This window comes from Streptomyces sp. NPDC059567, from assembly GCF_042735655.1.
Taxonomy (GTDB): Bacteria; Actinomycetota; Actinomycetes; order Streptomycetales; family Streptomycetaceae; genus Streptomyces.
This window is the reverse complement of sequence record NZ_JBHWBS010000028.1, coordinates 21336-33073: the sequence shown is the minus strand read 5'-3', so window position 1 is coordinate 33073 and position 11738 is coordinate 21336. Positions and strand designations below refer to the sequence as shown.

Annotated in this window: 11 protein-coding genes; 9 read left to right on the top strand and 2 right to left on the bottom strand. The window is 72.1% G+C overall.

Annotation, left to right across the window (positions count from 1 at the left end; all coding sequences use genetic code 11):
* The first annotated feature begins 2 nt into the window (after positions 1-2).
* The 9 genes from ACFVZW_RS15480 to ACFVZW_RS15440 all read left to right on the top strand — a co-directional run bounded on the left by ACFVZW_RS15480 (position 3) and on the right by ACFVZW_RS15440 (position 9142).
* On the top strand, positions 3-416 hold the full coding sequence (locus ACFVZW_RS15480; RefSeq protein ID WP_384521234.1) for a DUF3151 domain-containing protein: 414 nt from the start codon (positions 3-5) through the stop codon (positions 414-416).
* A 447-nt stretch (positions 417-863) separates the two neighbouring features.
* Complete coding sequence (locus ACFVZW_RS15475) at positions 864-1757, top strand: DUF3152 domain-containing protein (RefSeq protein ID WP_384521231.1); 894 nt, start codon at positions 864-866, stop codon at positions 1755-1757.
* Between the two features lie 112 nt (positions 1758-1869).
* Positions 1870-2718, top strand: a complete 849-nt coding sequence (locus tag ACFVZW_RS15470; protein ID WP_329118833.1) for a tryptophan 2,3-dioxygenase family protein — start codon at positions 1870-1872, stop codon at positions 2716-2718.
* Entirely contained in the window at positions 2711-3940 is a 1230-nt protein-coding gene (gene kynU, locus ACFVZW_RS15465; RefSeq protein ID WP_384521228.1) for a kynureninase, read from the top strand. The genes ACFVZW_RS15470 and kynU overlap by 8 nt, the downstream gene beginning before the upstream one ends.
* A 94-nt stretch (positions 3941-4034) precedes the next feature.
* Positions 4035-4904 carry an alpha/beta hydrolase gene (locus tag ACFVZW_RS15460; protein ID WP_384521225.1) on the top strand — a complete coding sequence of 290 codons (870 nt, stop codon included), beginning with the start codon at positions 4035-4037 and terminating at the stop codon, positions 4902-4904.
* Positions 4905-4965: 61 nt separating this feature from the next.
* The gene (locus ACFVZW_RS15455) at positions 4966-5826 is read left to right on the top strand and encodes an NAD(P)H-binding protein (RefSeq protein ID WP_384521222.1); all 861 of its coding nucleotides are present in this window, start codon (positions 4966-4968) and stop codon (positions 5824-5826) included.
* Positions 5827-5943: 117 nt separating this feature from the next.
* A complete protein-coding gene (locus ACFVZW_RS15450) occupies positions 5944-7251 on the top strand; it encodes a sensor histidine kinase (protein ID WP_384521310.1) in 1308 nt (435 codons plus the stop codon).
* Complete coding sequence (locus ACFVZW_RS15445) at positions 7248-7907, top strand: response regulator transcription factor (protein ID WP_329118839.1); 660 nt, start codon at positions 7248-7250, stop codon at positions 7905-7907. Before ACFVZW_RS15450 ends, ACFVZW_RS15445 begins: the two co-directional genes overlap by 4 nt.
* Positions 7908-7939: 32 nt before the next feature.
* The gene (locus ACFVZW_RS15440; RefSeq protein WP_384521219.1) at positions 7940-9142 is read left to right on the top strand and encodes a cytochrome P450; all 1203 of its coding nucleotides are present in this window, start codon (positions 7940-7942) and stop codon (positions 9140-9142) included.
* A gap of 70 nt (positions 9143-9212) precedes the next feature.
* Here the strand turns inward: ACFVZW_RS15440 and ACFVZW_RS15435 are convergent, their stop codons facing one another.
* Both ACFVZW_RS15435 and ACFVZW_RS15430 read right to left on the bottom strand, forming a co-directional pair.
* Positions 9213-10796, bottom strand: coding sequence for an ABC transporter permease (locus ACFVZW_RS15435; RefSeq protein ID WP_384521216.1), 1584 nt, complete (start codon positions 10794-10796; stop codon positions 9213-9215).
* Positions 10793-11698, bottom strand: a complete 906-nt coding sequence (locus tag ACFVZW_RS15430; protein WP_384521214.1) for an ATP-binding cassette domain-containing protein — start codon at positions 11696-11698, stop codon at positions 10793-10795. The genes ACFVZW_RS15435 and ACFVZW_RS15430 overlap by 4 nt, the downstream gene beginning before the upstream one ends.
* Positions 11699-11738 lie beyond the last annotated feature (40 nt).

Here is an 11738-nt window from a genome sequence, read left to right as displayed (position 1 = left end):
CCATGGCCATCCACGAGAACCTGCTGGGGGGACCGCCCCCCACCCACCTGCCCGACGACCCGGAGCCGCGCGAGCTGCTCGCGAACGGCGTGGCACCGGCGGACGTCGCCGCGAAGTACCCGACCTCCTCGCTGGCCTGGGCCCAGCTCGCCGACGAGGCGTACGAGGCCGGTCGCGTCGTCGAGTCGTACGCGTACGCCCGTACGGGCTACCACCGCGGCCTGGACGCGCTGCGCCGAAGTGGCTGGAAGGGCCACGGTCCGGTGCCGTGGGAGCACGAGCCGAACCGGGGCTTCCTGCGGGCGCTGCATGCGCTGGCGCGTGCCGCCGGCGAGATCGGCGAGAAGGACGAGTACGAGCGCTGCTCGACGTTCCTGCGCGACTCCTCCGAAACGGCAGCCGAAACCCTCGGCTGACGCCCGGCGCAGCCTCGCGGTGACGGCGGCGGAGACCTCGGTCGACATCCGGCGCAGCCACGAGGCCACGGCCGGCCGAAACCCTCGGCTGACGCCCGGCGGAGCCTCGCGGTGACGGCGGCGGAGACCTCGGTCGACATCCGGCGCAGCCACGAGGTCACGGCCGGCCGAAACCCTCGGCTGACGCCCGGCGGAGCCGTGAGGTGACGTTCGGTGGGCCTTGAGGTGACGCGCTGGTGGAGCCCTTGGGTGATGCCCGCCGCAGCCTCTCGGTGACGCTCGGTTCCCCCTGTCCGCAAGGGCAGGGGGAATTCCGGTCATAGTCCCGCGGCCGTTCGAAGGTGTTCGAAGTGACGGTTACGATCCTTCGGACCGTTGTACCGAGCCGCCGGCACAGAGGCCCCACCCTCTTCCCCCACTCCGGCTGACGCAGGGGAGAAGTCTGTCTTGGGCAAGCGTGCCGCCGCACCCGCAGGCCGGGGCCGCACACAGAGCCGCCGGCGGGGCCGGGGCCGGTCCGAGAGGCGTCCGAAAAGCCCCATAAGACGGCTCGCCCTGCCCACGCTGGCACTGGTCGCCCTCTCCCTCGGCGCAGGCGCCGCCCTCGCCCACTACAACGGCGGCAAGAAGCCCGATTCCACCGAGGCCGCGGCCCCCACCGTCGAGCGGACGACCGTGCCGCCCCCGCCCCCGGCGGCCACGACGCCCCCGCCGAAGCCGAAGCCGACCACCCCCAAGCCGAAGCCGACGCCCACGTCCAAGAAGACGACCGTGCCGGCCTCCGGCGCCGGTACCTTCACCACCGCCCAGTCCACCGGCGACGCCGTCGGCAGCGGCGGCACCCTGCGCCGCTATCGCGTCCAGGTCGAGGACGGCATCGACCTCTCCGCCCGCCAGGTCGCCGGTGAGATCCAGCAGATCCTCGACCATCCGCGCGGCTGGGCCGCCCACGGCCGCGGACGCTTCCAGCTGGTCTCCGAGAACGCCGACTTCGTCATCCGGATCGCCACCCCGAAGACCGCCGACAGGCTCTGTCTCGCGCAGGGCCTCAACACCCGCGGCGAGCTGAACTGCGAGACCACCCAGGGTGTCGTGGTGAACCTCAAGCGCTGGATGCTCGGCTCCCCGACCTTCTCCGGCACACCCGCGGAGTACCGGCATCTGATCATCAACCACGAGGTCGGACACGAGATCGGCATCCGGATGCACATGAGCTGCCCGGGGCCGGGCAAGCCCGCGCCGGTGATGATGCAGCAGATCAAGGGCCTCAACGGTTGCCGATCGAACGCATTTCCGTATGACGAAGACGGTAGCTACATCCAGGGCCCGATCGTGCCATGATGCGCATGGGACCGCGCGCGACGAAGCACGCGGCCCCGAGGGGACCGGGGCTCCACTTGCCAAACGGAAGGAGCGGACCGCTACCCGGTAGTTGCGTATCGAGGAGACAGCGATGTCCACCTTCCCCGATGCCTCCGGAGCCGGTTCGGTCGCAGACCCGAACCTCGACTTCGCGGGCACCACGCCGTACGAGGACTACGTACAGGCGGACGTACTCACCCACCTCCAGCACCTCCGCTCCGACGATCCGGGCGAGATGGTCTTCCTGGTCACCACCCAGGTCATGGAGCTGTGGTTCACCGTCATCGTCCACGAATGGGAGACCGCGGGCCGCGCGCTGCGCGAGGACCGCATCCCGGTGGCGATGGACGCGCTCAAGCGCTCCGTGCGCGAGCTGGAGGCGCTGAACCAGTCCTGGCGGCCGCTCGCCCAGCTCACCCCCGCGCAGTTCAACTCCTACCGCGCCGCCCTCGGCGAGGGCTCCGGCTTCCAGTCGGCGATGTACCGGCGTATGGAGTTCCTGCTCGGCGAGAAGTCCGCGTCGATGCTGGTGCCGCACCGCGGCGCGCCCCGCGTCCACGCCGAGCTGGAGAAGGCGATCCAGGAGCCCAGCCTGTACGACGAGGTGCTCAGGCTCCTCGCCCGGCGCGGGCTGCCCGTGCCGGAGGCCGTGCTCGGCCGCGACCTGGCGAAGAAGTACGAGCCGTCGCCCGAGATCGAGCAGATCTGGGCCGGGATCTACGCCGACACCGACCAGAACGCCGAACTCGTCCGGCTGGGCGAGGCGCTGAGCGATGTCGCCGAGCTGATCTGGCGCTGGCGCAACGACCACCTCGTCGCCACCCGCCGTGCCATGGGCTCCAAGACGGGCACCGGCGGCTCGGCGGGCGTGGCCTGGCTGGAGAAGCGGGCTCAGAAGAACGTGTTCCCCGAGCTGTGGACGGCGCGCAGCCATGTCTGAGTCCCTGCGCGAGAACGCGCTGCGCAGGGACGCGGAGGACCCGCTGGCCAAGCTGCGCGAGAAGTTCGCCCTCGACGACGAGACCGTCTACCTCGACGGGAACTCGCTCGGCGCCCTGCCCGCGCACGTCCCCGCCCGGATGGCCGACGTCATCACCCGCGAGTGGGGGCAGCTGCGCATCCGCTCCTGGGACGAGAGCGGCTGGTGGACCGCGCCCGAGCGGATCGGTGACCGGATCGCCCCGCTCGTCGGCGCCGCCCCCGGACAGATCGTGGTCGGCGACTCGACCAGCGTGAACGTCTTCAAGGCGATGGTCGCCGCGGCCCGGCTGAGCACGGACGACCGGGACGAGATCCTCGTCGACGCGACGACCTTTCCCACGGACGGGTACATCGCCCAGTCGGCGGCCCGCGTGACCGGCCGCCGGATCGTGCCGGTCGCGCCCGCCGACATGCCGGGCGCGGTCGGGCCGCGCACGGCCGCCGCCCTGGTCAACCACGTCGACTTCCGCACCGGCCGGCTGCACGACCTGCCCGGGATCACGGCCGCGCTCCGGTCGGCGGGCGCGCTCGCCGTCTGGGACCTGTGCCACAGCGCGGGCGCCCTGCCGGTCGGCCTGGACGAGCACGGGGTCGACCTGGCCGTCGGCTGCACCTACAAGTACCTGAACGGCGGCCCCGGCTCGCCCGCGTACCTGTACGTCGCCGAGCGCCACCATGCGGCCTTCGACTCGCCGCTGCCCGGCTGGAACTCGCACGCCGACCCGTTCGGGATGACCCCGGGTTACGAGGCGGCGGCGGGCGCGCTCCGGGGCCGTGTCGGCACCCCCGACATCCTGTCCATGCTCGCGCTCGAAGCGGCACTGGACGTCTGGGACGGTGTCGACATCGAGGACGTCCGGGTGAAGTCCCTGGCCCTGACGGACTTCTTCCTGGAGTGCGTACGGGAGTACGCGCCGGCCGGCCGCGTCGAGTCGCTCACCCCGGAGTCGTACGGGGAGCGCGGCAGCCAGGTCGCGCTGCGCTGCGCCGAGGCGCCGGACGTCATGGCGGAGTTGATCCGGCGCGGGGTGGTCGGCGATCTGCGCCGGCCCGACGTGCTGCGGTTCGGATTCACGCCGCTGTACGTCGGCTTCGCGGACGCGGAGCGGGCGGCGCGGGTCCTCGCCGAGGTCCTGGCCGAGGTCCCGGCGGGGGTCCCGGCCGACGTGTCGGGTTCGTAGGTCCGATGATCGCTTGATCTGTGGGGGCGTCAGTCCTGGTACGGTCCCCGCAGGTCAGGCCAATTGGGCCGCGTCCCTGAGAGGTTGGAACAGAATGCCGGACCCCGCCGCGCGCGACGCCGCCGAAGAAGCATCGGCCTTCTCGCACCCGGCCGTCGCCCCTGACGTGTCCGCCGCGTACGGCGAACACCCCGACCAGGTCGTCGACTTCTACGCGCCGCGCGACGGCCGGCAGCGGGCTCCGCTCGTCGTCGCGCTGCACGGCGGTGCCTGGCGGGCGCCGTACGACCGGCAGCACCTGACTCCTTTCGTGGACTTTCTGGCGCGCAGAGGTTTCGCCGTCGCCAACGTCGAGTACCGGCGCGGCAGTGCCATCCCCCGGCAGGGCGGGACCGCGCCCGTCGCGGGGCGCTGGCCGGAGACCTTCGACGACGTGGCCGCGGCGCTGGACGCCGTACCGCGACTGGCCGCCGAGCATCTGCCGCAGGCCGATCCCCGCCGGATCGTGCTCACCGGCCACTCCGCGGGCGGCCATCTCGCCCTGTGGGCCGCCGCCCGGCACGTACTGGCGCCGGACGCGCCCTGGCGGCTGCCGGCCGCGCCCGAGCTGCGCGGGGTGGTGGCCCTCGCCCCCATCGCCCACTTCGACCGGGCGGTGGAGCTCGGGGTCTGCGGCGGTGCGGTGACTCAACTCCTGGGTGGAGAAGGGGAGTTCGACGTGCGGGCGCGCCATGCCGACCCCGCGCTGCTGCTGCCGACGGGGATCGCCACGACGGTCGTCCAGGGTCGCGACGACATCGTCGTCCCGCAGGCCGTGGCGGACGCCTACGTGGAGGCGGCGGCGAAGGCGGGGGAGACCGTCGGCTTCACGCTGCTGCAGGACGTCGGCCACTTCCCGCTGATCGACCCGGCGGCGGACGCATGCGCGGTGGTCGCGGAGGAGATCGCCCAGCTCGCGTACTGAGCGGACATGAGGCCGAGGCTTGCGGACAGAAGCTGACCGCAAGCCTTCCTACCGTCGAGGCATGAAGAACCAGCAGACCACCACCAGCAGCCAGAAGGTCCTCGTCTCCGGAGCCACCGGCACCGTCGGCCGCCAGGTCGTCGCCGAGCTCCTCGCCCGCGGCCACGCCGTCCGCGCCCTCACCCGTGACGCGGACAAGGCCCGGGCCGTGCTCCCCGAGTCCGTCGAGATCGCCGTCGGCGACCTCACCGACCCGGACTCGCTCGCCACCGCCCTGGAGGGCGTCACCGGCCTGCATCTGATCACCTTCGGCGGCGCGGCCTTCGCCCCGCTGGAGACCGGCCCGCGCATTCTGGAGCTCGCCGCGAAGGCGGGGGTCCGCCGGGTGACCGTGCTGCACGGTGGCGAGGACACGCCGCTGGAGCGGGCGGTCAAGGAGAGTGAGGGGCTCGACTGGACGGTGGTCATGCCGGTCGAGTTCATGTCCAACGCACTGGAGTGGGCGCCGGGCATCCGGACCGACGACGAGATCCGCGAGCCGTTCGCCGACCGGCTCAGCGCCATGGTCCACGAGGGCGACATCGGCGCGGTCGCCGCCGTCGCACTCACCGAGGAAGGGCACGGCGGGCAGTCGTACGTCGTGACCGGCCCCGAGGTGCTCACCCTGCACGACAAGATCGCGACCCTCGGCGCCGCCCGCGGCCGGGAGATCCGGCTGGTCGAGCTGACCGAGGAGGAGGCCGTCGGCCAGTGGCGGACGGCGGGCCTGGACGAGTACGTGATCGGCTTCCTGCTGGAGGCGTACGGCAACACCCCCGAGGTCGGCAGGACGGTCGCCGACACCGTGGAGCGGGTCACCGGCCGCCCGGCGCGCACCTTCGCGCGGTGGGCCGCGGACCATGCGGACGCGTTCCGGGCGTGACCGCGCACACGCGTGGTCGCTGATCGCGACCACGTGCTGGTCAGCGCCGTAGTCCTCAGGGAGGACGCGGGAGGATCCATATTCAAGGTGACGACCGCGTCCGCCCGCCCCCGTACCTTGGCTGCTGTGACCGACACCCGTGAAACGAGCCGCAGCCCCGAGTTCCGCCTGGCCCAGGGCGCACTCGGCGGGCTGCGCCAGGACCTCTTCCACGACGCCTTCGCCTACCGGCCGCTGCCGCCGATGGCGGTCGACGGACCGCTGACCCGGCGCCTCCCGGGGCGGATACGCAGGAAGGCCCGCTGGACGCCGCATGCGATCGTGGCCGCCTTCGCGTTCTTCGTCTTCGCGATGGGGATGGACCTCGGGTCCGGCAACGGCGTCTTCGTCCTCGTCTTCGCCGGAATGCCGACCGTGGCCGTGCTGCTGACGCTGGTCCGCCCCGTGCTCGCGTTCTGGGCGTCGCTGGCCTTCACCCCCTTCGTCGCCTTCCTCGGTTCGTACGACTACGGCTGGCCGTGGGGCCCGACGTCCGGCATCGCCCAGGTGGTGGTGATGACGGTGGTGGCCGCCCGCACCCGGCCCCGCACCGCCGCCTGGATATGGGTGGTCACCCTCGCGTACGCCTTCTTCGCCACCACCCTCCGGGGAGGCAGCGACAACGCCGTGTCGGTCCTCTTCCCCTCCGCGCTCGCGCTGCTCGTCGTGACCGTCCTCCAGGTCCGCAGGGAGGCCGAGCAGACCGTCACCGCCCAGCAGACCGTGACCGCCGTGGAACGCTCCAGGCGCACGCTCCTCGAAGAGCGCACCACCATCGCCCGCGAGCTGCACGACGTCGTCGCCCACCACATGTCGGTGGTCGCCATCCAGGCGGAGGCCGCGCCCTACCGGGTCGAGAACCCGCCGCCGGAGCTGGAGCAGGCCTTCGTCACCATCCGTGAGAACGCGGTCGCCGCCCTGACCGAGCTGCGGCGCGTCCTCGGGGTCGTACGGGCGGAGGACTACGAGGCCCCCGACGCCCCGCAGCCCACGCTGGCCGAACTCGACGGGCTGATCGGCAACGTCCGCGAGGCCGGGCTCGACGTCGAGAAGACGGTGACCGGCGCGGTGCGGGAGCTGCCGCAGGGCGTGGAGCTCTCGGCGTACCGGATCATCCAGGAGGCGCTGAGCAACGTGCTGCGGCACGCGCCCGGCGCCGGCGCGAAGGTCGAGGTGTCGTACGTCCTCGGCGGCCTCGGCCTGCGGATCGTCAACGGTCCGGCGCGCGGCCTCGTGAAGCCCTCCCCGGGAGCGGGGCACGGGATCACCGGGATGCGTGAGCGGGTGTCGATGCTGAACGGCGAGATGACGTCCGAGCCGACCGAGGACGGCGGCTACGAGGTCACGGCCTTCATCCCCGTGACGCGTGAGGAGGCGGACCAGTGATCCGGGTGCTGATCGTCGACGACCAGATGATGGTCCGCGAGGGCTTCTCGGTGCTGCTCGGCGCGATGCCGGACATCGAGGTCGTCGGCGAGGCCGTCAACGGCCGCGAGGCGATCGCGCAGGTGGCGGCCTTGCGCCCGGACGTGGTCCTGATGGACATCCGTATGCCGGAGCTGAACGGGATCGAGGCGACCCGCGAGATCGTCGCGGCGGACGCGGACGCGAAGGTGCTGGTCCTGACGACCTTCGATCTCGACGAGTACGTCTATCAGGCGCTGCGCGCCGGGGCCTCGGGCTTCCTGCTCAAGGACGCGTCGGCGCGGCAGCTCGCCGACGGCGTACGGGTCGTGGCCGCCGGCGAGGCGCTGCTGGCGCCCACCGTGACGAAGCGGCTGATCACCGAGTTCGCGAAGGCGGCCGAGACGCCGAGGCCACCGACGCTGGCTCAGGTGGGGGACCTGACCGAGCGGGAGACCGAGGTGCTCGTGCTGATCGCGCAGGGTCTGTCGAACGCGGAGATCGCCGACCATCTGGTGGTGGCCGAGTCGACGATCAAGACGCATGTCAGCCGGATCCTGGTGAAGCTGGGGCTGCGGGACCGGACGCAGGCGGCGGTGTTCGCGTACGAGGCGAGGCTGGTGCAGGTCGGCGGCTAGGCCGGCCGGTGGTCGCCGGGTAGCGTCCGGCCATGGATGTTCCTTTCGAGCCGTGGTCGCCGGCCTTCGTCGCGGACCCGTACCCCGCCTACGCCGAGCTGCGGGCGACGGGCCGGGCGCACTGGTACGGGCCGACCCGCCAATGGCTGATCCCGCACTACGAGGACGTGTCGTCGCTGCTGCGGGACCGGCGCCTCGGCCGCACGTACACGCACCGCTTCACGCACGAGGAGTTCGGGCGCACGCCTCCGCCGGCGGCATACGAGCCCTTCCACACCCTCAACGACCACGGTCTGCTCGACCTGGAGGCGGCCGACCACACGCGGATCCGGCGCCTGGTCTCGAAGGCGTTCACCCCGCGGACGGTGGAGAACCTGGCGCCGACGGTGCGGCGGCTGGCGGGGGAGCTCGTCGGCGCCCTGGTCGAGCGGGGCGGCGGGGACCTGCTCGCGGACGTGGCGGAGCCGCTGCCGGTCGCGGTGATCGCGGAGATGCTGGGCATTCCCGCGGAGGACGAGGAGCGGGGGCGGCTGCGGCCCTGGTCGGCGGACATCTGCGGCATGTTCGAGCTGAACCCGTCGGAGGAGACGGCGCGGCGGGCGGTCCAGGCCTCACTCGACTTCTCGGCGTATCTGCGGGAGTTGATCGAGCGGCGGCGGAAGGATCCTGGAGAGGATCTGATCTCCTCGCTGATCGCGGTGGAGGAGCTGACCGAGCAGGAGATGATCTCCACGTGCGTGCTGCTGCTGAACGCGGGGCACGAGGCGACGGTGAACACGACGGTCAACGGCTGGTGGACGCTGCTGCGGCATCCGGAACAGCTCGCGGCGCTGCGGCGTGATCCGGACGGAATGTTGTCCACAGCTGTGGAAGAGCTGCTGCGTTACGACACCCCGCTGCAGATGTTCGAGCGCTGGGTCCTGGACGACATCGAGGTGGGCGACGTCCGGATCCCCCGCGGCTCGGAGGTGGCCCTCCTCTTCGGCTCGGCGAACCGCGACCCCGCTCGCTTCGCGTCCCCCGACGTCCTGGACCTGACCCGCAAGGAGAACCCCCACATCACCTTCGGCGCGGGCATCCACTACTGCCTCGGCGCACCACTGGCCCGCCTGGAACTGACGGCGATCTTCGACGAGTTGATCCGCCGGGCCCCGGGCCTGCGCCTGACGGCGGAGCCGCAGTGGAACCCGGGCTACGTGATCAGGGGCGTGAACGAGCTCCTGGTGGAGGTGTAGGGGCCCCATCCGCCGGGGCGGCGGCTTCGCGCCGCCGCCCCGGTCGGGAGGCCCCTCGTTCCCGGTGGCGTCAGGACGTCGTCACGTCCCGGTGGCGGAGGCGCCACAGGCCCGTCGCCACGAAGGCCAGGGACAGCGCCGTCAGGGTCAGGGTCGGGCCCCATGCCATGGTCCCGCCCGGCAGCTTCGGCAAGTGGCCGAAGGGCGACAGGTTCAGGAGCGACTGCGGAAGATCCAGCGCCGGGCCGATCCAGCCCAGCGCCAGGCACAGGCCGGCCGCACCCCACCCCGCCACCGCCGCCCCGGGGAACGCGCCCCACAGCAGGACCGCGAGCCCCGCCAGCGTCCAGATCGCGGGGAGTTGCGCCAGCGACGCACCGAGGATCGGGCCGAGGTCCGAGCCGTACGAGACGTACAGGCCGAGGCCGCTCAGCAGCATGATCAGCGCCGCGCCCCCGAACGCGATCACCAGGTGACCGGCCGCCCACCGCATGCGCCCCACCGCGTTCGCCAGGATCGGCTCCGCCCGCTGCGACGTCTCCTCTCCGTGCAGCCGCAGCACCGAACCGACCGCGTACAGCGCCGCGATCATCCCGAACAGGTTCACCATCGTCGCCAGGAACGCGTTGGTCAGGCCCGTCTGCCCGCCCATCCGCTCGAAGATCTGCCGCGCCTGCTCGTTGTCGCCCACGATGTCGGCCGCGCCCTCGACCATCCCGCCGAAGACGATCCCGCCGAGCAGGAAGCCGACCAACCAGCCGACCACACTGCCCCGCTGCAGCCGCCAGGCCAGCGCCCAGGCCGTCCCGAGCCGCCCCACCGCGGGGCCGGGCCGCGTCGGCAGGAAGCTCATGCCCACATCGCGCCTGCCGGCCAGCTCGTACGCCAACGCCGCCTGTACGAGCACGGCCGCGGCGATCAGCAGCAGCACCCACCACCGCTCACCCGCGAAGGCGCGAACGTTCTCGGCCCACCCGATCGGCGAGAGCCACGTCAGCACCGAAGAGCCGTCAGCCGTCCCCGCGTCCCCCGCCGCGCGCAGCACGAAGGCAAGGCCCAGCACCGCCGCCGTCAGCCCCTTCGCGAGCCGCGCGCTCTCCGTCAGCTGCGCCACGATCGCCGCCATCGTGGCGAAGAGCATTCCCGTGCCGCCGACCGCGAGGCCGAGGGCGAGCGCCCCGCCCGCACCCTGGCCGGCGAGGCCGGCCGTGATGAGGAGCGCGACGGCCGTGTTGGCCACGAGCGCCGCGAGCAGCGCGGCGGTCAGCGGGGCCCGGCGGCCCACCACCGCGGAGGAGAGCATCTCCTGACGCCCGGTCTCCTCCTCTTCCCTGGTGTGCCGGATGACGATGATCAGGCTCATCACGGCCGCGAGCACGGCGGCGAAGGTGCTGAAGCGCCAGGCCACCAGCCCGCCGAGCGAGTCGCTGAACACCGGCCCGTACAGTGAGCGCATCGAGCTGTTGGCGTTCATCGACGCGGCCAGCTCGGTCCGCTGCTCCTGGGTGCCGTACAGGCCCTCCAGCGAGCCGACACCGCTGGCGACCATGCCGCCGGTGACGAGCGCCCAGATCGGCAGCATCACCCGGTCGCGGCGCAGCGCGAGCCGCGCCAGGGAGCCGGTCCCGGTCAGATGCACGGCGAGCGTGCTCATCGCGCGGTCACCTCGGCAGTCTCGTCGGCGTAGTGGCGGAGGAAGAGCTCCTCCAGCGTGGGCGGAGTACTCGTCAGCGAACGCACTCCCGAGTCGGTCAGCGAGCGCAGCACCGCGTCGAGCTTGTCGGTGTCGACCTGGAGCCGCACCTTGTGCCCCTGGACGGCGAGGTCGTGGACGCCGGGGAGGTGCGCGAGCCCGTTCGGCGCGCCGGCGAGTTCGGCGGTGACGCTGGTACGGGTGAGGTGGCGCAGGTCCGCGAGCGAACCGCTCTCCACCGTCTGCCCCTTGCGGATGATGCTGACCCGGTCGCAGAGGGTCTCGACCTCGCTGAGGATGTGCGAGGAGAGCAGGATCGTGCACCCGCGCCCGCGCGCCTCGGCGACACAGCTCTGGAAGATCTCCTCCATCAGCGGGTCGAGGCCGCTGGTGGGCTCGTCGAGGACGAGCAGGTCGACGTCGGAGGCGAAGGCGGCGACCAGGGCGACCTTCTGGCGGTTGCCCTTGGAGTACGTCCGCCCCTTCTTCGTCGGGTCGAGCTCGAACCGCTCGATCAGCTCGGCCCGCCGGGTCTTGTCGAGGCCCCCGCGGAGCCGCCCGAAGAGGTCGATGACCTCGCCGCCGGAGAGGTTGCGCCAGAGCGTCACGTCACCGGGGACGTACGCGATCCGGCGGTGCAGCTCGACGGCGTCGTTCCACGGGTCGCGGCCGAGGAGCTGGGCGGCGCCGGAGTCGGCGCGCAGCAGTCCGAGGAGGACCCGGATGGTGGTGGACTTCCCGGCGCCGTTGGGGCCGAGGAAGCCATGGACCTCACCGGTCTCGACCGCGAGGTCGAGGCCGTCCAGCGCATGCGTCCGCCCGAAGGACTTGTGCAGCCCGGCGACGGTGATTGCCTTCGTCATGCTTCAGAACGTACGCTACTTTCACAAAATTGTGAAGTTA

What these genes read in the sequence shown, in the direction of transcription:
- ACFVZW_RS15440 (WP_384521219.1), top strand. Translation starts at nt 7,940, where the DNA reads ATGGATGTTCCTTTCGAGCCGTGGTCGCCGGCCTTCGTCGCGGACCCG.
- ACFVZW_RS15470 (WP_329118833.1), top strand. Translation starts at nt 1,870, where the DNA reads ATGTCCACCTTCCCCGATGCCTCCGGAGCCGGTTCGGTCGCAGACCCG.
- ACFVZW_RS15460 (WP_384521225.1), top strand. Translation starts at nt 4,035, where the DNA reads ATGCCGGACCCCGCCGCGCGCGACGCCGCCGAAGAAGCATCGGCCTTC.
- ACFVZW_RS15430 (WP_384521214.1), bottom strand. Translation starts at nt 11,698, where the DNA reads ATGACGAAGGCAATCACCGTCGCCGGGCTGCACAAGTCCTTCGGGCGG.
- ACFVZW_RS15455 (WP_384521222.1), top strand. Translation starts at nt 4,966, where the DNA reads ATGAAGAACCAGCAGACCACCACCAGCAGCCAGAAGGTCCTCGTCTCC.
- ACFVZW_RS15480 (WP_384521234.1), top strand. Translation starts at nt 3, where the DNA reads ATGGCCATCCACGAGAACCTGCTGGGGGGACCGCCCCCCACCCACCTG.
- ACFVZW_RS15435 (WP_384521216.1), bottom strand. Translation starts at nt 10,796, where the DNA reads ATGAGCACGCTCGCCGTGCATCTGACCGGGACCGGCTCCCTGGCGCGG.
- kynU (WP_384521228.1), top strand. Translation starts at nt 2,711, where the DNA reads ATGTCTGAGTCCCTGCGCGAGAACGCGCTGCGCAGGGACGCGGAGGAC.